Raw genomic sequence first — 24550 nt, forward strand, 5'->3', positions numbered from 1 at the left:
GAGGGGCTCAGTGCAGGACAGGAGCGTTCTGATAGGGGCGGGCATCCTTGGGCATATCGATTATGAATGTCGTGCCGCGGCCCTCAGAGCTGTCCACATGAACGCTTCCGGCGTGCGCTTCAACTATCCCTCGCACGAGAGGCAAGCCAAGGCCCCAGCCTTTCTTGTCGCCTTTTTGAACGGCCTGGGATCTTCGGAAGGCCTGAAATATAGTCTCCTGCTCGTCGGCTGGAATGGGTTTTCCTTCGTTATGGACGGAAACCATAACCCTTCCAGAGTATTCTGTAAGATTAATGCGGATGGGTTGACTTAGGTCGCCATATTTAATTGCATTTGTTATGAGATTATCGATGGCGCGTTCCAGCTCGCGCGGGCTCCACTGTCCTATGACGGATTCTCCGTGAACCTCAATGCGGGCTTTTTGATCCAACGCATGCTCTTTCACAGATTCGTCTATGATTTGGCGCATATCACATTCGCTGAATTCGAGCTGTAAGCGTTGTCCGGTTTTAATGAGGGTCGCATCCAATAGGTTCTGGATGAGCGCATCGGCTTTTCGAACGGCATTCAAAATCATGGTGCGCGCATCAAAGCCGTCATCGTCAACAGGTTCCTCAGGCAACATTTGAGCCGCCATGCTTATGGTGTTGAGGGGTTGTCTCATATCGTGGCTCAGGGTTGCAATAAACTGTTCGCGAATATTATTTTGAACAAGGGCGAAGGCTGTTACCGCCTCGCGAATTCCCATGTTAATGGAGGATTCAATGATGGCTTTTTCCTCTGCGGAAAGGTTGATTTCACCTTCCATGACCTCAAATATGGTATCCCTCAGGAGATGATACTCGGTAATGAGCTGGTCAAGGTCAAAGCTTGAGAGTCGCGCTCGTTCTCCGCCATGCTCCTGCGCGATTGTCGTAAGTTCACTAGCATTGGAACGTGGGTAATTCGGAGTCAGAGATTCCGCTATATTTTCCAGATAACCGGGGAACGTTTCGATCAGGATGGGAGTGTCCAAATCGGCTGCTGACTTGAGTTCCTGACGGGCTTTTTCCGCCCATTTTTTCTCGATGCGATCCCTTAATTTTATGAGGGTTTGACCGGCTGGGGATAGTTTTGAGATCTCCGAATCAGAAAGCCTATCTGTTGAAATCGGCATACCTGGCTCCGTTTGTTTGATCGTACTGAAAGGCCACCTTGCGCTCGATCTCTTGTGGAGATTTAGCAAATCCTATCCAAAGTGGAGGTTCCCGGCATCCGTATTTACATGGGTGACGGTCGGGCCCCTTTGGGGTGGAGGGATACGTCCCCTTCGGGGATGACGTGAGGGGGAGGGTGACGTGAGGAGGGAGCTAACGTGAGGGGGCTAACGTGAGGGGGCTAACGTGAGGGAGCTAACGTGAGGGAGCTGACGTGAGGGAGCTGACGTGAGGGAGCTGACGTGAGGGAGCTGACGTGAGGGAGCTGACGATGTGAGGCGACGATGTGAGGCGACGATGTGAGGAGATGGCGCGAGGCTATGACGCGCGGGGCGATGAGGGGGATGGGGCTTTTCCGCGCCCCCCTCGGTGGTGGCTGGCATGGGCCTGCCTTTTCCATTTACGTACGAACGACCTGGGCCCCCTTGACCGAATGACGGGGAATGGTTTTCCGCAGGGATGGAGTCGGACCGCTGCCGGCGACTGCCCCCAGGACCGTGGCCAGTACAGAAAGGATCAGCCCCAGAAACGACCACCAGGTTGCGGTTGCAACATTCGATTGATTGATCGTATCCCGCATCATTTCCTGGAACAGGGTCAACTGATCCGGTGTCAGACCAAGGTGCTCAGCCATCCCGCGGATTTCCATGGTCATCATGTGGTTGCTGAGCAATGTATTGATGCCCATGACGGATCCCAGCCCCAGGCTGATGCCGTTCAGGGCCAGGAGGATTAATGCCAGAAACGTAACACCCCAGAGGACCATTCCTGAGAACGCGGCCTCCAGCCTGGTTTCACGCGCCACGCACTGGCTCGTTGCCCATCCTCCCACGAAAAGTGAGATCAGCGTGATGATCACGCCATAGATGGCCGCGCCCGTTGTGATTTGATTCAGGCCTACGCCGTCGGACTGAGCAGCCGTAAAGCCGATGGCTGAGCCCAGACTCGTCAGCAAAACAACAGACACAAGGGCTATGAAAAAACCCGCAAAGACTGCCCCCCACGAAATGCGGCTTCTGACTCCAACAACGTCCCTGATAGTTGCATCCTTGGTCATGACGGTTTCCTTTGAATAAGTGACACGTGTGCGAATCGCACAGGCGAGAACACACGATGGGGAGAGAAAGCAAGGGTCATGCCGGAGCTGAAAAAAAGAACGGACCATTCGGGAGGTGCAGCCTGGATCCTACAGGCGCGGGAACGACCTCGCCTAAGGCGGCCGAGGTCCTGTCTGATGACCAGCCCGCTGGATCCAGCTGGTCTTTTTCACTAGAAAGCGGCCAGACGGAAACCAGCAAAATACGAGCGCGAGTTTTCCTGGCTCCGACCGCGGCGCCGGTAGAGGTCCCCGTCGGCGTCATACTTATAAAAATGCCTGTGCTGAATGTCCTGACCGGCCGTGCCAAGGATCAGCTGCTGGTAACGGCCCACCGAAAGCGCCAGCATGAAACGCAGCTCCTGCATTTTCATCGTGGTATATCCATAATCCAGCCCATCCTTGGATGTGCTCCGTTTGACGAAGCCATGCTCGTAGGAATAGCTGAAAATCGGGGTCAAACGTGATTCAGGCAGCGCGATGACCTCGAAAACAGGACCGTAGTAGCGATATTCCACCACACCCTGCTCTCCTTTTTGAGCATTGCCAAGAAGCCCGGTATAGGACGCTCCAAGGGTGGTGGCGAACAGGTTGTTTCGCGAGAGGAGCCAGCCGCCCTGCACCCGGGCACTGGCCAAATCCATTTTCAGAAACTCATCCTTTTGGAAGACAGCCTCACCATAGGCGGAGGCATTTACGCCGTGCTTGAGCACGCTTTGCCGATAGGGGATCGGTTCGGCAAGCACGGCGCTGCTGAGCAATAAAAGAGCAAGCGTCCAGACTTTCATGGAGTGACTCCTGCAGACGCCGCATAGCGATAAAGGGTGAGCGTGTTCTTGCCGTTGATCAGGTCACTGAGTTCCAACTGGTCGATCCTGTCGAAAGAAACTTTGAGCGTACCCTGATTCCCGTCAGCGTCGAGAACGATTTTCTTTTGAGCGAGATCGGGCACCGCAGCCATGGTGAACTTTTTCTCGCTGATTCTGGATTCATCCCCTTTGAGAGTTTTGCAATCCTTGTCATCATAGAGAGCACTGGTGTGGGACAGAGTGATGGTGTTCCCTACTTTAAATGTAAGAATACTGCGCTTGCCATCAGCACAGGCGCTTTCCCACGTGCCGGGTCGTTTCAGAAGACTCGTGGCGTATTCCATGACCAGGAGTTCTGATTTCTTGCGCAGCTCCTCGGCCTCGCCTGCAGGAACCTTTTCCAGGGTCAGGAAATGATCCTTCTCCTTCAGCTCTACCAGCGCAAGATCGCTTTGATCCCTGAGTTCAAAGAGCCTGGGGAATTCGGCACTGTTGCCAGCGAGGCGATATTGAGAATCAAGCTTTTTGCCATCCTTCCATTTGAATTCAAGCGTGAAACTCTCCGTGTCCGCAACCGGGATAAGCGTCCAGCTGGCGCTTAAAAAGGTGGATTGAACAGTCTCACCTTTACAGTCCCTGGTCCCATACTCGAAGCTAACAAGGCTGGCCTGACCATCCTGAGTCAGAGCATATTCATAAAGCGAGGCGGTGCTTTCGGCAGTTTCCACACAGGAGGAGCGCCAGGTGCCCAGAAGGGCGATTTGCGCCTGCTTTAAACTCGCAGCGGCTTTGTCGGCGTTGGCCTGTTCCAGAACTTTGTCATCCACACTTTCGATGCGGGGCTGGCCGCAAGCCAGAAGAAGGGCGAGAAAAGTCAGGCTGAGGGAGGATTTCACTGGAATTTCCTTATCAAATTATCATGACACAAGCGCATGACCAGCGGCTTCCTTACACAAGGAAAGCCACGTCCGCAAAGGGATTCATGCGTGGTTGGAAAATATCGTTCTCAGCAGGAGCTGGCGAACGACGCCCTCCCTTATGAAGCAAACGCCCGGACTGGATTTTTGCGGCAGACTTGAGTGATGGCTCGTTGACGGACTGTGCGGTCCTACCGTGCTGTCTGGAATTTGCAGATTTACCAGGGTTTAATTTACATGTGTTCCGCTTTCCTTGTAAGTCTCACCGCATCTTTTTAGATGTTTTGCAAAACCGAAAAGATATTTCAGAAAACAGTTGTAACGGCATGGTACCTACCTTCTGCCTGGGAGTTTTCACTCTATGGCATGAGGGAAAGGCTGTGCTTTGCCAAAAACCTCACATGTAAAAAGCGAGATTCCTTTTATGAAAGTATGGACCACACTGCTGCTGACCTCCACATCTCTGCTGTTAAGCCATTGTCGTGCTGCGAATCAACCTGTGTCGGAACTCGACTGGGCCCATATACCCTTGTCGCCTGGTTATCAGAACTGGTTGATCAACGTTCCTCCGCAGCAAACGATCCGGGTGTGCGGCACAGACCAGGAGGTCACCATCGCGGCCATTAAAAAGTGGGCGGCTGTGATCAGAAGAGACAGGCACCTCAACGTCGTTCCTTGTCAGCAGGGCAACGCGCAATCCGCCACCGTGCAAGTTACCAGGGAATTCTGCGATGGGGTGGCGTTCGCGGATCCTGATACAAGAAGGATCATGATTTGCCCCGGCATAGCCTCGGTTGGTTTTGATTATTCCCACGTGATCCTGCATGAAGTGGGTCATTTGTGGGGGCTCTGTGATCTCTATGCGCCGAGCTATTATCAATGCGATCGAAGCTATGACGAAGGAGTTGACCCAGGCGCCCTGATGATGGGAGGGGCGGGGACAGCGACAGAGATTCAACAGGATGATCGGGACGGATTGGTGGTGCTGAGCCAACGACCCGAGTTCGCCGCGAATCGCGCCTGGGAAAGTTTCCTTCAGGGCGATCTTGCTGTCCCGGGGACCGGGAGCGGATCCTGCACCGCGGCAGGGACAGTGCATCCGGAAGGGAGCATTATCTTTGATGGCACGCAGATCGTTGAATGTCACAACGGCAATTGGAGACCAATCCTGGGACCAACTTCGTCTTCGTGCGAACACGGGAATACGGAATACGCGGAAGGTGATGTGATCTATGATGGACAGAAATTCCACAGCTGTGCCAGTGGTCAATGGCAGCCCCTGAATCTTAAGCTGGCCACGAATCTCTGCCAGGCTTCATAACCTGAGGCCATCGCCTGCTGAGGCTCCCTGGCGCCAGGTCTTCAGCAGGCGCCGCTTGCCTCATCAAAATGCTTGAATGGCATACTCGTAAATGGTAGGAGAGCGCATCATTTGAGCAAGGAAATTCCCATGAGCTTTCATCGTCGTAGCTTCATCAAAACACTTGGTTTTGCTTTTTCAGCATCTTACACGATCAGTTTACCCAAAGTGCTTTTTGCGGAATCCTCGACGCTGGAATCCGATCGCTATTTCCCTTGTTCCATAGCCTCGGGTGATCCGACGCCTCAAGGCGTGATCCTTTGGACCAGGCTGAACCCTGACGTGATTCAGGACCCGGAAGAACCCCTGTATTTTCAGGTCGCCACGGACGCCTCGTTCCGTAACGTTCTCTACCTGGGAACCGTGGCGGGCAACACGGTGCAAGCGAGCTACGATTTTACAGTCAAAGTGGATCTTGATGAAAAGCCGGAAGCCCGGCTGCAACCTGGCACACGTTATTACTACCGCTTCATCTATCGCGGCGTCAGCAGTCGCATCGGACGCTGCAAGACAGCACCGGCCCCGGATCAGAATGTTGATCACATCAGGTATGCCCTGATTACCTGCCAGGATTATTCCTGTGGATACTTCCATGCCTTCGATGCTCTTGCGAACGAGGATTTGGATTTTGTTATACACGTCGGTGACTTTATTTATGAATATGCTCAGTATCCGGATATGGATGACCACACCCGCCGGGTGGATATTCCCAACTCCGTGGCCCTGAGCCTCGATGACTATCGCACCATTTACAAGACCTATCGCCGGGATCGCAGTCTGCAGCGTGCGATGGAAAACCACACCTGGATCATCACGGCCGATGACCATGAAACTGCTGATAATGCCGCGTGGAACTATGAAAAGGATACGCTGTCCGTGACACCAGCCCATCCCTATTTCGAGGCGGGTGCCGCGGCCCTGAGTACCCTTAAACTTGCTGCTCAAAAGGCCTGGACCGAATATGTTCCGGCCCGGGTGCAGCTCGATGAAAATGCCAGCCACCCCTTTGCCTTTTTGAAGATCTACCGCAAATTTCAGTTCGGCAACCTGGCCGAACTTTTCATGACCGATACCCGCAGCTATCGAACTCCGCAGGTTGATAGCATGGCCGACGCTGCGATGGAGGCCACGGACGACCCGGCAAGCCATACGATGCTGGGGGCCGAGCAGCGCAGCTGGCTCGTCAACGGCATGGCTCAGTCCAAAGCCCACTGGAAACTCTGGGGCAATCAGACTCTGCTTTCCCAGTTTGGAGTCCTGGAAAGGATTTCCCACCGAACGCTCATGCTCCTGGCTGGATATGATGCCTGGGATGGTTACCACGGCGAACGGCAAAAGGTTTTGCGGGAGTTGAAGAATCGGGGCGTCAGGAATCTGTTCGTGCTCACCGGTGATCTGCATACGTATTTGAGTTCATTCGTGAAGATCAATTACAACAAAGCCAGCAACTCGGATCAGGACAACGTGGTGGGCTTTGAGTTGATGACGCCGTCCATCACGTCCGCGAATTTCGCCCTCGGTCTGCAGCTGTCGGCGAAAGCAGCGCCCGGAGGAAAAAAGACGTTCCTGGATCGCGTTTATAACTTTGTGGGATCCCACTACACCAAAGGCTGGCTGGCCGAACGTATATTCGATGACAAACTGAAGCTGGTGAATCCTCATTTCACGGATTTTGGAGCCATCTATTATGGGTATACGCTCGTTTCCATGGACAGGGAAAAAGCTGAATGGCATGTTTATCATATTGACAAGGACGCGCCGACCCCGCAGCAGGCTGGAAAGAAACTGGTGCGTGCCCAGCGGTATTATCCGTCCAGCATGAGGGTTGAAGACATCAAGGGTTGATTCCAGAATGTTGACCCCGATCCGGGGTCAGCCGCAATCTTTAAATCCCAAATTTTTGCTTTTTCCAAGCCTTCAATACATCAATATCCGGCTGGCCAAGTTTGTCCGTTCCGGTACCGACCGGCATGTACTGCAGCGTCACGGTTGAGATGATGGAATCCAATGTCGCGGCACTCAGGTTCGCTTCATTGGAAAAATTCGCGTGACAAAGGGTGCAGCGATAGTTTTTCCCGGGACTCGTGGAGCTCAGGATCGGCAGGATATCCGCTGCAAACGTGAGAACACGGTTGATAGGGGCGGAAGGAGTGGTTTGCCCCACATTGCCGTTGAGGCCGGGGATAACGCCATCGGCGCGCCGCCGTCTCAGGCCCGTGGTATCGCCGGAATGATTGCCGATATAGCGCAGAAGATAGTAGATAGGTTCCTTCTGATCGGAACCTTCCACGATCTTCTCGTTAAAGAGACCCGATCCGGACGAAATGCTGAGGATGATCTTTTCCATGGCCTTCTTAAAGATGGCTCGATCTTTTTGAAAGGTGGCGTAAGACTGTCCATTCGGTGTCCAGAAATCTATGGCCGCCTGGTTGGTGACCGTGGTCTTCTCAATGGCTTCCGCCATCTCATTGTAGGCCCCCTGAACGCCGTTCACATGGCAGTTGGCGCACAGGCCGGTGACAACGTCCTGCGGGGCGTTCGCGTCGTCCCGATGCAAGGGATCGACAACGAATCGCGGGTCGGCTCGGGACCGCCTTTGATCATTGCTGCCCCAGACATAGTAAGCGAACAGGCCATTCTTCATGGAATAATAGGATTCCGTGGCGACGTTCGTCCGATAGTCGACCATCAGACCGGTCGCGTTGAAGGTCGGAACGCGGCCGCCGTTTTCCTTCCAGGGGAGAACATCATCCAGACCTGGACCTGGATCAAAGGGATCAAAGGTGATCCAATAGAACCCTTCCCGGGTCTGGCCGTTTTTATAGGTTTGAGTGAAGGTCCGACGCTCCGCGTAGCGAATGCCGAACGTGATGCCATGCTCGAACGCCAGCTTCGTCGTCCTTTCGCCTAGGCCCAGCTGCGTTTCCAGATTGGAACGTAGGGGAGGCGTGTCCAAGAGGGCCGTATAGATCCCGCCATGCAGCGCATTATAGGCCAGGCGGTCGGCCGGCACTACAGCGGCCGGGTCAAAGGCTGCGAGCCTTAAGGGGCCTGCCAGATCCTGAAAGCCGCCGCCTCCCAGCGCGATGGGCTGCCCCTGGGCTATCCAATTCCATTTGGTGGCCGCATCCCCAGACAGAAATTTCCTGATGTCCAGGGCGAAGGCGAGACCATGACCGCTGATATCCTCCAGGGGAATGATATCCTCGGCCTCGATCGCAAGAGAGTTCAAAGCCTTGGCGATACCGATCCGTGCATAGTTCGTCTCGGTTTCGTTGACCAGAAATTTTTCGGGAAGGTAGGTGTACTTAATGAAGGGAGCATCCGCTCCTCGTTTGGCCTGGTCCAGCCGCACCCACTCGTTGACCAGATCAAGGGACCAGGGTTGATCCAGTTTCTTATAGGTTTTGGGTTTGTCCAGCGCCGGATTGCTTCCTTGAGCTGATGGCGATTCCGCCTTTTCGAGGTTGTCAGTGGATGTTGAGAGAACCGAGCTGTCGTTTTTTTCGCCTTCGCCTTCGCTGTCGCCTGCGATGGCCTGGTCAGGCTCGGATTCGCTGACTTTCTTGGACTTGACGCACCCAGCGGTCGCCAGGCTCATCATGAGAAAACAGGGCAATAGTTTTACTTTTGGTAACACATCGAGGCCCCCCACACGGTGAAAAATGCTATATGGTTTCACGATACTTATCGGCGGCAAGGGGCGGGAACTTGATAACCCGGCAAGACGGAATAATATGCTCAATATTTAAGGGGGGTAAGGCGCTGGTGATCGAGGCAATTTTCCGTGGAGTCGGGTGGAAAAGCGAAGAAAATTAGGAAGAAGAATAAACTTACCGGAACCAGATCAGGACTGCCGCCATGTGCACGGCAGCCCAACGTTCGTCAGAATTATTCCAGGGTCTCGATAGGGGCAAAGATCGCGGATGGAAGAGCTTCGCAGCTCAGATTGCTCACGTCCACGTTGCGGAAACAGGCGCTGCGGCGGGCCTGATCGCGGGCAATGCACTCATTGTTGCCTTCGAACTGGCGGTTGATGCCTTCCATGGAGCAGACATATGGCTCGTATTCCATGGTGCACCACGTTGGCTCAAAGCAAGGCGAATTCAGAGCCACTTCAGTGCCGAATTCATCCACGTTCTTGATCATGGTGTTGGCGATGAGGTTGACGTTGCCACGCACCGTGGTCTCAACAGGAACCAGAACGGGCTGGTATTCCCAGGTGCAGAAACGGAATTCAGGGCGCCAGCCGGAGACGCGAGCGACCAGCAGATTCTTTCCGTTAACTTTCTTTGTGACAAAAGCAGCCTTGAGACCTTGTGCTTCGCACTTGTTGCTGCCAAGGACAACCATACCGCTCACGGTCTGGGCAGAAAATTGTGGGTTGATGCCGCCGTTGGCTGGAGTGATGGACACGTCTCTCAACACGGCTTCTCTGTCAACGTAGACTTCGCAAACGACTTTGAGTTCGCCGCCTTGATTGACTTGCTCACATCTTTTAACTGGGGAGCTGGCCAGGACGCTGCTGCTGACGAGAAGACAGATGCTGAGAGCAGTGATGCGTAACATGAGATATCCTCCAAAGTGTTCTTAAGCGCGTATTCAACGAAGCCGCTATATACATGCGTTGTAGGACCAAGGAAAGCGTTTATTGAAGTAAAGTTTTTATTCTGTCCAGGAACGCTAAGATGGTTCAGTTTCCTGCAGAATTCCGCGTGAAAACGCTATTTTTTGGAACGCGATTAGCTGACCGTCCAGCCAGGGTCCGGGCTTTTTTGTGAGCCTACTCAATTTCCCCCAGACACCAAGTCGCGGCGTAAACTCCTGGACAAATTCATACTTCTGTGTCACTGCATGGGCTGATGAGGGGGGATTATGAATCAGGAAGAACTCGACAAAGCACTCGCGATTTGCGCCCAGGAGCCCATCCATATTCCGGGAAAAATTCAGCCACACGGACTGCTTCTGACCTTCATGGAAGCGGACGGTCGCTTGATCCAGGTCTCTTCCAACTGCGAGGCGATACTCGGATCGACTCCGGAGCAGGCGCTCACACAAACCCTTGAGGATCAGCTGACAGCCGCCAGTACCGAAAGGATTCGCGGTGCGCTCACGGCTGATAATCTTTTGCTGTGCAATCCGCTTGATATCGAAATCAGGACATCCGGTAAAAAATATGACGGAATTTTGCATCGCAGCAACGGGCTGTGCGTCTTGGAGCTGGAACCCACCGACCTGGCCGGGCCGAGCGATTCCCATGCCTTTCATGCCCGTATTCGATCGCTGACCCACTTGATTCAGTCGACCCGGACGCTCCAGGACGCCTTTGCGCAGGCGACCGGCATGGTTCATGACTTGACGGGTTTTGAACGGGTGCTGATCTATCGGTTTGACCGTGAATGGAACGGTCACGTTGTGGGGGAGACGAAGGCGGACGATCAGGATTCCTTCCTGGACCTACATTATCCTGCGTCCGATATTCCACCGCAGGCCCGCCAGCTCTACCTTCGCAACTGGCTTCGTATCATTCCGGATGCCCTCTATGAACCGGCCGCTCTGGTGCCCGAGATGAATCCGCTGACTGGTGAACCGCTTGACCTGAGTGGTTCGGTTCTTCGCAGCGTATCGCCTGTTCATATTCAGTATCTGAAAAACTTCGGCGCGCGCGCTTCGATGTCCATCTCGATCATCAAGGACAACGAGCTTTGGGGTCTGATCAGCTGCACGGACCGACAGGCTCGATACGTTCCCTATGCTCAGCGGACCCTGTGTGAATTCATAGGCCAGGCGCTGTCGGTCCACCTCATCAAGCTGGAGTCCCAGGACATCTATGAACAGAAACTGAAGACTCACTCCATCAAGGCTCATCTGCTCCGCAATGTGGTTCAGCAAGGGGTGGCCAAGGGGCTTGTGGAGTCGAAGCCGAATCTGCTCGATCTTATCAGCTCAGGCGGGGCCGCATTGATGGTTGGCGAGGAGATCAACCTTTGCGGGGCGACGCCGGGTCTTGCGGAACTGAAGAGCCTCAGGACCTGGCTGCAGCAAAATCAAAAGGAAAACGAAAGCATCTTTCATGCGGATGATCTGCCGAGGGTTTATCCACCCGCTCAGGCGTTCAAGGCTGTCGCCTGCGGGGTCCTGGCCGCGACGGTGGATGCCATCCAGGGGCATTTTATTCTTTGGTTTCGGCCCGAGATCATAGAGACCGTGAAGTGGGGTGGCAATCCACACAAGGCTGTCGAGCAGGATGGCGCCAGGCATCTGACGCCACGGAAGTCCTTTGAAATCTGGAAAGAGGCGCTTCACATGCGGGCTGAACCCTGGCAGGCATGGGAGTTGGAAAGCGCTGATGATCTGCGACGCGGCGTGGTCGATGTCATCCAGCACAAGGAGATGCAGAAGATCAATGCGGCGCTGGAAGCCAGGTCGGCGAATTTGGAAAAATTGAATCAAGCCAAGGATGATTTTCTGGCCGTCGTTTCCCATGAGTTGCGGTCGCCCTTGAATGTGATCGTCGGCTATGCTGAACTCCTGCGCTTTGAGGAGCAGGGTACGCCGGAATTCGATCATGCCATTGACGCGATCACGCGCAATGCGAAGACGCAGGCCCAGTTGATCGCTGACCTCCTGGATGTCTCAAGGATCATCACGGGAAAATTGAGTCTGGATTTTTCTGTCGTCAGTATCAGCGAGCTGGTCGTGGATGCCACCGATTCGGTCCGATTCAGCGCCCAGGCGAAAGGCGTCACGCTGCAGACGGATGTCGATCCAAACCTGACGTCCATCGCTGGAGATCATGGGCGCCTGAAGCAGGTTCTCTGGAATCTTCTGTCCAATGCCATCAAGTTCACGCCAGAAGGCGGAAAAGTGAAGCTGGTGGTCCGCCGGCATCTTTCCATGATTGAATTCTGTGTTTCTGATACCGGACAAGGAATCAATCCCGAGTTTCTGCCCTATGTCTTTGATCGCTTCAGGCAGGAGGACATAGCGATGGCGAAGAAATTAGGGGGTCTTGGCCTTGGGCTGCAGATCGTCAAACATATCGCCGAGCTTCATGGAGGCACGGTTGCGGCTCACAGTTCGGGCAAGGGTCATGGCGCTTCGTTTACCGTAAGGATTCCCATGGCCGCCGCTGTGCTGGATGATGGACGATCGCCCCATGTGAAACACATGGAGATGGACCAGAAGGAGAGGTCCACCCAATTGAAAGGCTGCAAGGTTTTGGTCATCGACGATGAGCCGGATGCACGGCAGCTTCTGCAGACCCTGCTGGAGCGGGCTGGCGCGAAGGTCATGGTCGCTCAGTCGGCCATGGAAGGCCTGGACATGATGTCACGCAGGCAGCCGGATGTCCTGCTCTGTGATATCAATCTCGGGTCGGAGGAGGATGGTTTGAAATTCATCCAAACCCTTCGCAAAATGGAGCGGGAACAGGGACGGCGTGCCATCCCATCGATCGCTCTGACGGCCTATGCCGGGGCGCTGAGCCGCCAGGAGCTGATGGCCTGCGGATTCCAAACTCTTTTGGGTAAACCGGTCCTGAACAATGAACTGATTGCCACCGTATGCAATCTGGCAAGACAATACAAACCATGACGCCGACCGCAGAGGATTGGCAGGACTTTGCCAGACGGAAGGAGCCTCAGCTGCTTCAGGTCTGCCGCTCGTTGGATCTGAAACACCTGGCGTCGCCGCGTGACCTTCCGGATGCGCTGCTCCTCCATCAGACGTCCCGGTTGCAGGTTTATTATGCTCCGTTCGGGTTGCAGCGTCCGCGCGTGGTCCCGCTGCTGATGGTGGGGCTGACTCCGGGTTTCGCTCAAGCGCGGCTGGCCTATGAAGCCTGGCAGCAGGCGGACGGCGATCGTGAGCGTTATGAATCGCTGTTCAATCGAAACGTCGTGTTCGCCGGTCCCACGCGTTTGAATTTGATTCGTTACCTGGATGACATCGGTGTGGCGGACGCTCTGCAGCTGCCGACAGCCGCCGAACTTTTCACGACGCGACAGGATCTGATGGCCGCCTATTCCATGCTGCGTTATCCCGTTTTTGTAGGATCTGAACTCAGGAACTATGGCGGGACGGATGCGGCCCATAAGGATCCCTGGCTGCAATCGATGATCCAGCACCTCTTCCTTGCGCATGTTCAGCGCCAGAGCCGTCAAACTCTCATCGTTCCCATGGGCAAGTATCCGGGACGCGTTTTGCGCGAGCTGGCCGGACAGGACCCGACTCTTGAAGCGCGAACGCTCTGGGGCTTCCCCCATACGAGCGGCAGCAATGGTCATCGTCACGCTCAGTTTCTGGCCGGCAGGGACCTGTTTCGTCAGAAGGTGGCGGCATGGAAGCAGTCGCTGGCGAGAGCGACATAATCCCAGACGTCTAATCAAAACGTAGTCATGCCCTCATCCTGGAATGAGTGCGATCCCTCATTCCTTCGATTTTGTTTTCCTAACAAACTAAATCCAGGTAGCTTGGCTCCAATTTTCCAGTGAAGGAGCCGATAGCATGTTTACAAGCAAACTCTCACGACTCGTTTCCTTGCTTATTCTTGGAAGCGCCACCAGCTCATTGATGGCGGCCACGCCTGCTGAGGACAAGCAGATTCAAACCTATGTGTCCGGCCTCAGTCTGCCTGCAAAAATCGGGCAGATGATCCAGGCTGAAGTTCTCGACATCAAAAAAGCCATGGATCGCAACGAGCATCCGATCAGCGAACTCGTTCTCGGATCGGTGCTCGCGGGTGGGGATTCCTTGATCACTCCGAATACCTCTGAGGCCTGGCGCAAGGAGTTGAGCCGCTTTCAAACTGAGGCCCTGACTTCGCCTGCCGGTCTGCCTCTTCTGATCGGAGTGGATGCCGTGCATGGTCATGGACTTGTGCGGGGAGCCACTGTTTTCCCGCACAATATAGGTCTGGGTGCGACCCGCGATCCGGAGCTTCTCCAGAAAATTGGAAGTGTTGTGGCACGCGAGGTTTTAAGTACAGGGTTCAACTGGACGTTCGCACCGGCGGTCTCCGTCGCGCGGGATGTGCGGTGGGGACGGGCGTATGAAAGTTTCGGGGAACGGCCTGAGCTGCAGACGCTTCTGGTTCAGCCCTATATCCAGGGCCTGCAGGAGACCAGGGTTGGGAATCATTATATGGCCGCCACGGCCAAACATTTTCTGGGCGATGGCGGAACGATTTGGGGAACGGGTTTTCCCCAGCTGACGACATCCAAACCCGGCATTGATCGGGGTGACACGCGCGGGGACATGAAGACTCTCATCGCCCTGCATGGCCAGGGTTTTATGGAAGCCGTTGAAGCGGGAGTGGATACCATCATGGTGTCCTATAACAGCGTGAATGGCGTCAAGATGCATGCCGAGCGCAGTCTGATCACGGATTATCTGAAGGGATCTCCTGAAGCTGGCGGATTGGGTTTCAAGGGTTTTGTGATATCCGATTGGAATGCCATTGATGAATTGCCCGTGCCTGACGTGAAGGATCCCGTGCAGCGTTATCAAAATCAGCTGATCCAGGCTGTCCAGGCCGGCATCGATATGATCATGGTGCAGGGGCAGCTGGAATTGGCCCCTTCGCAGGATGATCCCGTCTATCGTTATGCCCGTGCGCATCAGCTCCTCCTGGAGGCTGTCAAGGATGGGCGCATTGCCGAGGAACGCATCAATGATGCCGTCGTCCGTATTCTGCGCGTGAAAAAGCGCCTGGGTCTGGCGGCCCTGGGTGCGGATCAGGTACCCGTGACCATACCTGAAGGCACCCTGGGGCTGAGCAGCCATCGGCAATTGGCGCGCGAAGCGGTGCGGAAATCACTGGTGCTTTTAAAGAATGAAGCGCAAACTCTGCCGATTGCGGCTGCGAAATATCAGACCCTTTGCGTGGCGGGATCGAAGGCCGATGATTTTGGCGTTCAGGTCGGAGGCTGGACCACGGGCTGGCAGGGAACGATCGGAAATGAATCCAAAACGCCGGGTGCCAACACGATTCTGGACGGTTTGCGTGCAGCGGCCAGGGCCAAAGGCATGACGTTGATTTATGCGGCGGATGGCGTTTTCAAGAATCGGGCCTGTGCCGGCAAGGGGAGTCTGCGTTTGGTGGTGGTTGGAGAGAAGCCTTATGCGGAATACTTCGGCGATCGCGATGACCTCACTCTTCCTGCTGAAGATCGCGAACTCTTGAAAAAAGTTCAAGCCCTCTCCGGTCCACTCGCGGTGGTGCTCCTTTCGGGACGGCCCATGGATATTGCCCAGGAACTGGATCAATGGCAGGCGCTCGTCGCGGCCTGGCTGCCAGGCAGTCAGGGTGAAGGCATCGCGGATGTGCTTTTCGGTGATTACCCATTTACCGGACGGTTGCCGCAGGCCTGGGCCGGGCTCCATCCTTATGGATTCGGGCTTCAATGAAACTGCGGTCCACGGTGGTGGGGGAGTGCCCCCACCGATCCGGAGATTTTAGTTGACATGCGTCGCGGACTGAATCGTCTCATCATTAAAGTTCACGAGATCATCGGCATCGAACGTGGCCTCGTATTCCGCTGTAGTTTTGCCTCCGAAGGAGGAGACAATGGAATCCATGAGTGTCTGAAAGGAAGCGACCGCAGGGGCTGAGAAATCATCACAGGTGGAGGATGTGCCGTCAGCGCTGTAATCCGCTCGGTCGATGCAGGTTTTCAGGTCGGTTCCCGAGGTTTGACCTTTCCAGGCCATTTCAATGGCAATTTTGCTGTCGCCGGACGCTGCGCCATACAGAGTCCAGCGGACATTTTTGCTGGAACCCTGATCATGGAAAGAGCCCACCATTTTTACTTCAGGAATGGTCTCTTCCTCATTCCGGAAGATGCGGAAAAAGGTCATCTGATTTGCGCTATCATTGTGGGCCTGCAGTTCGAATTGCATTTCCTTGGTGGCCGGATCATAGGAATAAAAACCCCGGTACGTGGAGCTGTCGCCATACATGAAGGAAAGGTTGACCACGTCCCCGTTTTTTCCCATATAAATGGTTCTGTCACTGGCTGTTGTCACTTCTATTTTCTTTTGATAGTTGTCGTTGTCGGCGACGTCCTCCACAGTTGTCGGCATTTCGAAGCCCTCGGCATCGGGGATGCCACACTCGGTTGCAATAGCTGCCGTTACCGTCGGTGTGGATGTGCCGGCTTTGGGCAGGCCGGTGGCATCCGCTTCCACAGAGTTGGTCACGGCACACAGCACATCAAAAAGATTGTTGAGGTCAAAAATGGGGGATATGGTACAGGTGTCATCCTGTAACTCCTGGATGTGTCCCTTCGGTGTTGACATGGCATCGCAATCCTCTCCCGCCTCGTTGGATAGACTGGCTGTGGTCCATGCGGTATTGAGTAAACCGTGGGAGTGAAGACTGGTCATGCCGGGAGCCATGATCAGGCTGTCGTTAATTTTGTCCTTGGCCGCTGCCACAACTTCACTCGCAACGACCGTATCCGTTGCCGCTGTCGCTGGAGTTTCGCTGCTGTCATCATCCTTGCTGCATCCGACCAAGGCAAACGTCAACAGTCCAAAACAAATGCGCTGATGCATGTGAGTCATCACCTATTCTCCTCTGTTTTTTTTGATTGATCTTATTGATGGTAGGACATACGGGATATCGTTTCAATACCTCTGCGCTCCTGCGAGCGCAGTGGGAAGGCGAAGCTGCGTGTAATTATCCAAAGGTCATTGAGGAGTCAGAACCCACCAGTTGAAATTCCAACCGCCTTTTTCCACCCAGACTGTTAAATCCTGCTGACCGGCTTCGAGCTGCACGGTTGTGGCGAGCGTTTGCCACTTCTGCCAGTCTCCGGTTTGAGGGACGGCTGCGGAAACGAGATCCTTGCCATTGCGTCCGACGATCACCTGACCGCCTGCATGAGGCGATGCCACACGCAGTTCCAGCCGATAGCGGCCGGTTTTGGCTATGTGAATCGGATAGCTCATCCAGTCGCCATCATCGGCATAGGCGACATTGAGCCCGCCGTCCGCGTCGGACGATTTTTCAATACTGACGCCTTTATGAAAGCTGAAATGTTCGGCTTCATTACGGACTCCGATCTGTGCCTCGCGCGTCATGGCCGAGCGCAGTGTTTCGTTCACCAGGAGAGGCTGGCTGGCAAACTTGCGGAAATAGTCCTCGATCTCTTTTTTATCCGCTTTGCTGATATTGATGCTGGGGAAGTCTCCGCCTTTGGCATGATTGGTGGTCGTGCCCCAATTCCAACCGTTGGATCCATCAGAGCCCGAACGCGAAACGGTTTTATAGGCCCAGCTGGTCGCCGCCCAGCCCAAAGCGTTATACGTATCATAGTGAAGTCTTGTCATCGCTCCACCCAGATTCCCCAAAGCCGTCCAGGGCTGAAATTCGCCGACCAGAAAGGGGGTGTTCAGGTCCGTCAAGCGTCGATTCCAGTCACAGACGCCGCCCGTTCCTGAGCTGCCGCAGAACAGCCAGTCGCGATGAACTTCGACGGGATCCTGACCTTCACCCCAGCCCCAAAATCCCGGGTAAAAATGCATTTCGAACGCCACGTTTTTCATGCCGCGTTTGGCCGGATCACCATAGGCGTCGATGCCTGAATTGTGGCCAGGAAGAATGATGATATGCTGCTGATCAATCGCGCGAATCGCCGTGTAGAGGTCAGCCATATAGCTGGCGAGGGTTGTGGGATCGGTACCCCAGGGCTCATTCAAAAGTCCATAACCAGCTACGGCCGCGCGATTTTTGTAGCGTTCAGCAATCTGCTCCCAAAGCCAGCGGGTCCGTTTGCGATACTCCTGGGATCCCCACAGCTGGTTTTTGCCCGCGCAGCCGGAGTGGTGCTCCCAGCCCTGGCTGCCGACCGCGCCATGCAAATCAATGATGGTATACATGCCGCGCTTTTCCGCTTCATCAATGGCCCGATCGAGGTGGACCCAGGCATCGGATCGCAGCGTGTAGGGTTTGTATTGATCTTCAACCAGATTGTACATGAAAGGCAGACGCACGATGTTGTGACCCAGGGATTGAATGATGTCCCAATCCCGTGCGGTCATCCAGCTGTCGCGATAAACAGCCATCAGGCGCTCTTTCTCAGCGGCGCCGAAGCGTTTTTCCAATTCATTTTCCAGCGTACACTGATCGCCGATGGGGCCGGCATCCGTGTTCATGGGCGAACCCATCATCCAGAATTCGAGCTGAAGCCAGTTCCCCAGGTTGGTTCCCCGCAGGCGCATCTGTTTGCCCAATGCATCAACCCAGAAGCGACCGTCCTGACGAATGAATGATAGGGATGATCGTTCGGGATCACGTGGCGTTTCTTCAAGCAGCTTGGGAGATTCTTCGTCTTTTGTGCGCTCGTTTTCCTGTTCAATCGGCCTTATCGATTTCGAGTCCTGGCATCCCATTCCAATGCTGAAGGCGCAGAGCAAAGTCATGGCGATCAGGTTTTTCATAATTCCCCCTCGTTTGAATGTGCAAGACATGATTCGAATGTGTTAGGCATTCGAAGTGGCAGCTTTTTTGCTTTTATCACACAGATTTTCGCAGATTGAAATGTGATTTCATGCAACACAAAGTGGGTTCCATCCATGCTTTGGCTTTCCACCTCTGTCGCTTTTTGGCAATATGTTCCATAAGGTATCTGGAGGTTAAGACGATGACGGCGATCTTCACAATTTGTTCCGCGTTGGCGACAGCAGCCGTGGTTCTCTATGGATTTTGGCGTTATCTTCCGTCGCGTAATGATGTCTGGCTGGGTTTTTTCGGGTATTCCCTGGTGTTCCTGCTGACGGCGGCGCTCGGCTTATCGGGTGTGTTGAGTGATTTCTCGCGCGTTCCACCCCCATTGATGTTTTTTGTAGCAGGCCTTTTGATAGGAGCTGTTTTGATTGTCCTGTCCCCATGGGGAGGAAGGGTTATCACGGCAGTGCCGCTACGGGCTTTGGTGGGGCTGCAGGGTTTTCGTATTCTGCCGGAGATTCTTCTCGACCTGGCCTGGCGCGAAGGACTTGCTCCCATTCAGATGACCTGGCATGGACGCAACTACGATATCATCGCAGCGGTCACGGCTCTGCTGTTGGCCGCTGTCTGGAATCGCCTGGCGCGACCGCGGGTTTGGGCCTGGGTGCAGTGGGTTCTGGCCTTTGGTCTACTGCTGAATATTGTCATCATAGCCATACTGTCCGCTCCTGTGCCTTTCCGCGTATTCATGAATGAGCCCGCGAATACCTTCGTCGCCCGTTTTCCCTATATTTGGCTGCCGGGCGTCCACGTCCTGACGGCTTTTGTAGGGCATGGCCTCACCCTGCGATACCTGTTGCGGAAAGGGGAGTGAGAATTTTAGGATGCTTTCTTCTCTGAAAGGTCGGGTGATTCCACGGTCGCTGAATCAAAGAGCTTCAGGAAATACAGCCGTTTCGCAGCAGGGTCGTCGCGCACGGCGGCCTTGGCTGCCTCCAGATCGAAGAGTTGGAATGACTGACGCTGCTCCGGACTGAGACTGAAATAAACCCGTTCCTGGAGGATGATGATCGAGGACTGCTCGTCCTCTTTCACGATGGCTTTGCGCATGCCCTCATAACGGGTCGCGAGAACGATGGCCTTGCCGTAGAGATCGTATTCCTTGGTCCCTGAAGCCGGATAGAAACCCTCGATGGATTCCAGGGCCAGTCCGACCCCGCAGGACAGAAGATCGGGATATTCCAGCCGGCGCGCCTCTTCATGGAAGATCCTCGCAAACTCTTGCGCGAGTTTCAGCGCATCCTGAGCCATGTGCCCGGTCAAGGATTTGAAAGGGTAGCCGACGCTGCAGAGGAAGCCGTCGCCCATTTCCTTGATGCGATAAGCGGCGGCCTTGAGTTCCACGCCGTCGTATCCTTCCATCATGATCTCACTGCAGCGCATGAACACCTTGCGGAAGAATTCCTTGGCCTTCTCGTGCTGGATCTTGGAGCTGCTGATGATGTCGAAGCTGATCACGCAGGCTTCGCCTTGACTGGTCGGCATGGTTTTCTCGATGGGCTCGCCATCGCCGATCATTTCGATCTGATGAGGGTAGACGATCTTCTTCAGCTGATCGAGCGTGTGGTGCTTCGATTCCACCGCGTCCAGCATGGTCTTCTGAATATTATTGTAGATCTGGGCGATGGACGCGGAGAAGCTTAGGATGAAGCCGATAAAACCAAGCGGCAGAAAGTAGATATACTTGCGCTCGACCATGAGGGACTGAATGATATCGAAGGTCGCAATTGCCGAGAAGAAGATCGCGCCCTTGAAGAGCCAGCCCGCCCCCACCCGTTTTCTGCGGACGGCCTGCAGCAGCGTATACATGCCGAAGCCGATGATGCCCAGGCTATGGATGCTGACGATCCAAAGATACTTGGACATGATGAAGAGGGACGTGAAGAGCAGGGGATAGATCAAAGCATGGCAGGCGATGCGGAACGGGAGCAGCTTCTTCGGATAGTCCTGATAGAAAAGGAACATGATCGACAGCTCGCATAGAGTGCCTACCAGGTAAAACGATACATACTCGATTTTGTAAGAGACCAGAAAGGGTATATCGAAAAAGGCATCGATCACGCGCATGCCTGTGAAGCTGGCACGTACGGAAATCGTGAAGCAAAGCAGAGCCAGTGACAGAGGGATGATGTCGCTTCGAATCATGGCGGTCACGAGGTGGAAGAGGCCGATCGCAAAGATCGCGGCGATCACGAAGGCATCCAGCAGGGTGTGCCTCTGAATATCCGCGGCCAGTCCCTTGTAAAGGCCGAAGCGAAGGGGGATCTTGATGCCCCCGTTCACATGCTCATAGTTGGACACCCAGATGACAATATCATAGTGCGTCGCCGGTGGCAGTTGAATGACTCCCATCTTCCGGGAGGGCTTATGGGTCCTGGAATCGGTGCTGACGGTACCGGCTTCGAAGAGGAGTTTGCCATTCACCCACAGGCGTGTCGCGCTCGAGATGCCTGAGATGAAGAGGCCATAGTCATCTTCCACTGCGACTTTGATTTGAGCGCGATAGGTTCCATAGCCAAAGGATTTGTGCCAGCTGGTCCAGGCCGCGGGCACCTTGAGGTGCTCAGTGACCGGCACGGTCTTCACTTCCTCCGGATCGTAGAGGTGTTCCCAGTGGAAATCCCAGTCGCCTTCCAGGGAAACACTCTCCGTAATGCGATAGCGGGACCATTCCGTAAGATCGGCCCTTCCGTTTTGGATCGGTTGTGCGACCGCCAAAGCAGGAAGACCGCTTAGGAAAGTCAGGATTATAAAATGTATCCAAAAACCGGAACGCACCCTTCTTTTCTCCCGCATCGGCCCGGGTTTCGTATCGGTCAATCGCGGGAAATATCGAATCCTTGCGCCCGGAAGCCACGATTTCAGGGGATTCCCCCAACAGAAAATTACCTGACTGTTATGCGGGGATATTATTGATAAATTGATCGTGCCTCGGCTTGAAAGCCAAATGATCCGATACGTACACCAAACACACGTATTCACTGCGGGAGGCGCAATGCCGAGGCTTGCTTTTGCTGTTTTTCCAATTCTATTTGCAGCCATCTCCTGCCGTGGGTTAAAGCTGAAGGAAGGGCCTGTTTCACCCACTGAAACGCCCGGGACGTCACAGCAGGTTGATTTACAGCCGACGGAACCCGCAGGCGAGCCCATTGCTCAAAGCGAGGACAGTAAAAAGGGTGATAAAGGTGATAAAGATGAGAAGGAGAAGGTGGCGCCTCCCACCAATATTGCTGGCGCTTATCTGCTTTGCGAACTGACCAAACCCATGCAGACTGGTGCGACCGAAGCCGCCGCGCGGTGTGCTTTAAGGGATGAGAAAAACAACAGCAAGGTCGATATCAAGACTCGATTTGCCAGCTCCAGCTGGAGTTATGAATTGCCGGTGGGCAGCAGTTTGAGCGTCACCATCACGGAGCTTTTAACGAGTCCTGAGTGGCACGTGAGCTATTCCATTCAAGGAACCGATGCAACGGTCCTGGCCGCGCAGATCGGAGCGATAAAATTTTCCTTGGACGCGCAGGACGCGGCTGGGGTCCGTTCCAAGGCAACCGACACGACCAGTTTACCCTTTATTCAGTGGGACTCTTTGGGCGGAAATCCTGTGCCGAGTCAGGCAGCAGCGGGAGGAACATGGATTGGCACGACGGCTATCCTTTATCTATGCCGCCTCCATACAGGGAACGAGATCCTGCCGGGTAAACTCCTGACTCATTATAATGATCCCGGCAAATCCATCTGCTACTCGATCACGGCGGCTGGGAATGCCATCCAATCACAGAGTGAAGATGCTCAGACCCTGCTCGTGCCCAACGATGTGCTCCTGATCAGTCAAGGAACCTTCGATGAATACTTTGAGTGGGTGCCGGCCGCGAATGGTCAGTCACCTGCGAATGCTTTTGTTACGGGACTGGATGCTCAGGGCCGACCTCTTTATTCCTGCCGCGGCGTACAGAATGATGGAGCGTTACCTGCCGATCAAACGCCAGGTGTTCTACGGCCGGGAGCGACGGGATGCGTCCATGAATTTCAGCTGGCCCTTCAATTTAGAAACAATTATCAGGTTCTCACCTGGAAAGCATCAGGCACTATGAAAATTCTTGCCCGGCCTTAGACAGGGCGCTGCGCTGAACCTTCGAAACCGAATGGCATGAACCAGCCATACGGATTTTCACGTCTTTACAAAAATCCAAATTTATTGCATTGATCAGGATTCACAACTTCTTGAAAATTCTGTGGGAGCTCTACGTGAAAAAGATTCTATGCTTATTTCTCACCATTTGTGGCAGTCCCTGGGCGTCAGCGGAAGTGATTCGCAGCAACTACAAGGAAAACCTTTGTCTAGCCGTCAATGATGATCCGGCAGCTGGCTGGCGAACGGATCGCAACGTGGAAGTCGCGACCTGTGATGGCGACGATCATCAGCAATTTACCCTGGTTCCCGTTCAGCTTGATACCGGGGAGACGGTCCACAAATTTCAAGCGCTCGGCCAATGCCTGGATATTGATGCTGAAGCGACTGAACCGTGGACTCAGGGCAATAACGTCCTCGTCGCGCCTTGTGCGGACAGCATCAGCCAACAGTTCGATCGGGTGGATATCGGTGAGGGATGGTTCAGCATTCGATCCAGGATCGACGGGCGCTGTCTTGATATTGATTTGAATACGGGGAATGGCTGGCGAACGGAAACAAACGTTCACCTTTGGCAATGCCATGAGGAGCCGAATCAATTATGGACCGTTCCGCTTCTGAATCCCGAGTCTCCTGCTCAAAATCCATAGCGTCCCGGACGGCAGAACGTGGTTCTGCTGTCCAAAAATGAACAGCCCGGTGCGGCGTCACTTGCCCTTGGGAGCGTTGAGCTTGCTCTTGGCATCGCGCTCAGCCTGAGCCTGCTCCTGGGCTTTGACCTTGGCGTCATCTTTTTTCTTTTGGTTTTTGGCTTTGTCCTTAGGACTCTTGTCACCCATAGTTTCACCCACGGCTTTAATGATTATCATTCCGGAACACAATTTCAGGTTACTGACTCTTCGTCATAAAGGCAAACCCTGCGAGCGTTCCGGTTGGAGATAATTTTCTCATCAAAGTCTTAAGGTGACTGGAATGTGAGCATTTCCAGCTGATCAGCTCAGCAGCCGACGACGTCATCCACAACGATGTTGTTACGAAGGGCTCTCTGGCAGAGGTCTTCTGACGTTTCACAGCCCATGAAATGCAGCACAGCGGCCGCATCGCGGTTGGACTCGACGATGCGCTTGTTGCGATCTTCCGTCGCTTCAACAGCCTGCATTTTGCGATTCGTGGGAACGATCGACAAACGCACATTGTTCTGCATCGCCCACTCGGCCGCCATGGTTTCCGCGCCATGTGCCTGACCAAGAACGATAATCGATACTTTGTGCCGTTGAGTGTATTCGCGAAGAGTCTTGGAGAGCAGTTGCTTATTCTGGAAGTCTTGGGATCCACATACAATAATCTTCATTCGGCTCCGTTCTTACGAAATTTCTCCTGGGGAGGAATTTATCGACACTAACAGAATTTGACTAAATTGACAAGCCTGGAATGCTGATCTTCTGCAGACGCGGGCTCAAAAAAAGGATTTTCACGTATAAATTGGCACCTCAGGAAGGGCGCTACCTCAAAAAGTAAGAGTCGATCTTC

The 24550-nt window shown here is 54.2% G+C and carries 19 protein-coding genes; 8 read left to right on the plus strand and 11 right to left on the minus strand.

From position 1 onward, the window contains the following. Positions 1-7 precede the first annotated feature (7 nt). The 4 genes from OLTU_RS13140 to OLTU_RS13155 form a co-directional block, all read right to left on the minus strand. Positions 8-808: a sensor histidine kinase gene (locus tag OLTU_RS13140; RefSeq protein WP_245676821.1), complete on the minus strand. Its 801-nt coding sequence runs from the start codon at positions 806-808 to the stop codon at positions 8-10. A 788-nt stretch (positions 809-1596) separates the two neighbouring features. Continuing rightward, positions 1597-2253 (minus strand): hypothetical protein, encoded by a 657-nt coding sequence (locus tag OLTU_RS13145; protein WP_141733222.1) that lies wholly within the window; start codon positions 2251-2253, stop codon positions 1597-1599. 212 nt (positions 2254-2465) lie between these two features. Beyond that, positions 2466-3080: a hypothetical protein gene (locus OLTU_RS13150; RefSeq protein ID WP_141733223.1), complete on the minus strand. Its 615-nt coding sequence runs from the start codon at positions 3078-3080 to the stop codon at positions 2466-2468. Continuing rightward, entirely contained in the window at positions 3077-3997 is a 921-nt protein-coding gene (locus OLTU_RS13155; protein WP_141733224.1) for a hypothetical protein, read from the minus strand. Before OLTU_RS13155 ends, OLTU_RS13150 begins: the two co-directional genes overlap by 4 nt. 445 nt (positions 3998-4442) lie before the next feature. On the opposite strand from OLTU_RS13155, the gene OLTU_RS13160 reads away from it, so the two are divergent. Both OLTU_RS13160 and OLTU_RS13165 read left to right on the plus strand, forming a co-directional pair. After that, positions 4443-5339 (plus strand): hypothetical protein, encoded by an 897-nt coding sequence (locus OLTU_RS13160; protein ID WP_141733225.1) that lies wholly within the window; start codon positions 4443-4445, stop codon positions 5337-5339. A gap of 129 nt (positions 5340-5468) precedes the next feature. After that, positions 5469-7223: an alkaline phosphatase D family protein gene (locus tag OLTU_RS13165; RefSeq protein WP_141733226.1), complete on the plus strand. Its 1755-nt coding sequence runs from the start codon at positions 5469-5471 to the stop codon at positions 7221-7223. 40 nt (positions 7224-7263) lie between these two features. Here the strand turns inward: OLTU_RS13165 and OLTU_RS13170 are convergent, their stop codons facing one another. Both OLTU_RS13170 and OLTU_RS13175 read right to left on the minus strand, forming a co-directional pair. Continuing rightward, the gene (locus OLTU_RS13170; RefSeq protein WP_141733227.1) at positions 7264-9018 is read right to left on the minus strand and encodes a hypothetical protein; all 1755 of its coding nucleotides are present in this window, start codon (positions 9016-9018) and stop codon (positions 7264-7266) included. Between the two features lie 251 nt (positions 9019-9269). Then, positions 9270-9947, minus strand: a complete 678-nt coding sequence (locus tag OLTU_RS13175; protein WP_141733228.1) for a hypothetical protein — start codon at positions 9945-9947, stop codon at positions 9270-9272. 306 nt (positions 9948-10253) lie between these two features. On the opposite strand from OLTU_RS13175, the gene OLTU_RS13180 reads away from it, so the two are divergent. The 3 genes from OLTU_RS13180 (at position 10254) to OLTU_RS13190 (ending at position 15788) form a co-directional block, all read left to right on the plus strand. Beyond that, positions 10254-12974, plus strand: coding sequence for an ATP-binding protein (locus OLTU_RS13180; protein WP_141733229.1), 2721 nt, complete (start codon positions 10254-10256; stop codon positions 12972-12974). After that, a complete protein-coding gene (locus OLTU_RS13185; protein ID WP_141733230.1) occupies positions 12971-13750 on the plus strand; it encodes a hypothetical protein in 780 nt (259 codons plus the stop codon). The genes OLTU_RS13180 and OLTU_RS13185 overlap by 4 nt, the downstream gene beginning before the upstream one ends. Before the next feature lie 136 nt (positions 13751-13886). Continuing rightward, positions 13887-15788 carry a glycoside hydrolase family 3 protein gene (locus OLTU_RS13190; RefSeq protein ID WP_141733231.1) on the plus strand — a complete coding sequence of 634 codons (1902 nt, stop codon included), beginning with the start codon at positions 13887-13889 and terminating at the stop codon, positions 15786-15788. Positions 15789-15836: 48 nt separating this feature from the next. On the opposite strand, the gene OLTU_RS13195 is transcribed toward OLTU_RS13190, so the two are convergent. Together OLTU_RS13195 and OLTU_RS13200 are read right to left on the minus strand one after the other, a co-directional pair. Further along, positions 15837-16946 (minus strand): hypothetical protein, encoded by a 1110-nt coding sequence (locus OLTU_RS13195; RefSeq protein WP_141733232.1) that lies wholly within the window; start codon positions 16944-16946, stop codon positions 15837-15839. Positions 16947-17072: 126 nt separating this feature from the next. Beyond that, on the minus strand, positions 17073-18824 hold the full coding sequence (locus OLTU_RS13200) for a cellulase family glycosylhydrolase (RefSeq protein WP_176736583.1): 1752 nt from the start codon (positions 18822-18824) through the stop codon (positions 17073-17075). 203 nt (positions 18825-19027) lie between these two features. Here OLTU_RS13200 and OLTU_RS13205 point away from each other — a divergent pair, with 203 nt between their 5' ends. Further along, complete coding sequence (locus OLTU_RS13205) at positions 19028-19705, plus strand: hypothetical protein (protein WP_141733234.1); 678 nt, start codon at positions 19028-19030, stop codon at positions 19703-19705. Positions 19706-19710: 5 nt separating this feature from the next. On the opposite strand, the gene OLTU_RS13210 is transcribed toward OLTU_RS13205, so the two are convergent. Then, positions 19711-21609, minus strand: coding sequence for a 7TM-DISM domain-containing protein (locus OLTU_RS13210; protein ID WP_218110014.1), 1899 nt, complete (start codon positions 21607-21609; stop codon positions 19711-19713). A 277-nt stretch (positions 21610-21886) separates the two neighbouring features. Here OLTU_RS13210 and OLTU_RS13215 point away from each other — a divergent pair, with 277 nt between their 5' ends. Further along, positions 21887-23002, plus strand: coding sequence for a DM9 repeat-containing protein (locus OLTU_RS13215; protein ID WP_176736585.1), 1116 nt, complete (start codon positions 21887-21889; stop codon positions 23000-23002). 134 nt (positions 23003-23136) lie between these two features. Further along, positions 23137-23670, plus strand: a complete 534-nt coding sequence (locus OLTU_RS13220; RefSeq protein WP_176736586.1) for an RICIN domain-containing protein — start codon at positions 23137-23139, stop codon at positions 23668-23670. Between the two features lie 57 nt (positions 23671-23727). On the opposite strand, the gene OLTU_RS31890 is transcribed toward OLTU_RS13220, so the two are convergent. Further along, the gene (locus OLTU_RS31890; RefSeq protein WP_176736587.1) at positions 23728-23889 is read right to left on the minus strand and encodes a hypothetical protein; all 162 of its coding nucleotides are present in this window, start codon (positions 23887-23889) and stop codon (positions 23728-23730) included. A 128-nt stretch (positions 23890-24017) separates the two neighbouring features. Beyond that, positions 24018-24371 carry an SLOG family protein gene (locus tag OLTU_RS13225; protein WP_141733238.1) on the minus strand — a complete coding sequence of 118 codons (354 nt, stop codon included), beginning with the start codon at positions 24369-24371 and terminating at the stop codon, positions 24018-24020. Positions 24372-24550 lie beyond the last annotated feature (179 nt).

Origin of the sequence: Oligoflexus tunisiensis (assembly GCF_001748245.1) — a bacterium.
In the GTDB taxonomy this organism is placed as follows: domain Bacteria; phylum Bdellovibrionota_B; class Oligoflexia; order Oligoflexales; family Oligoflexaceae; genus Oligoflexus; species Oligoflexus tunisiensis.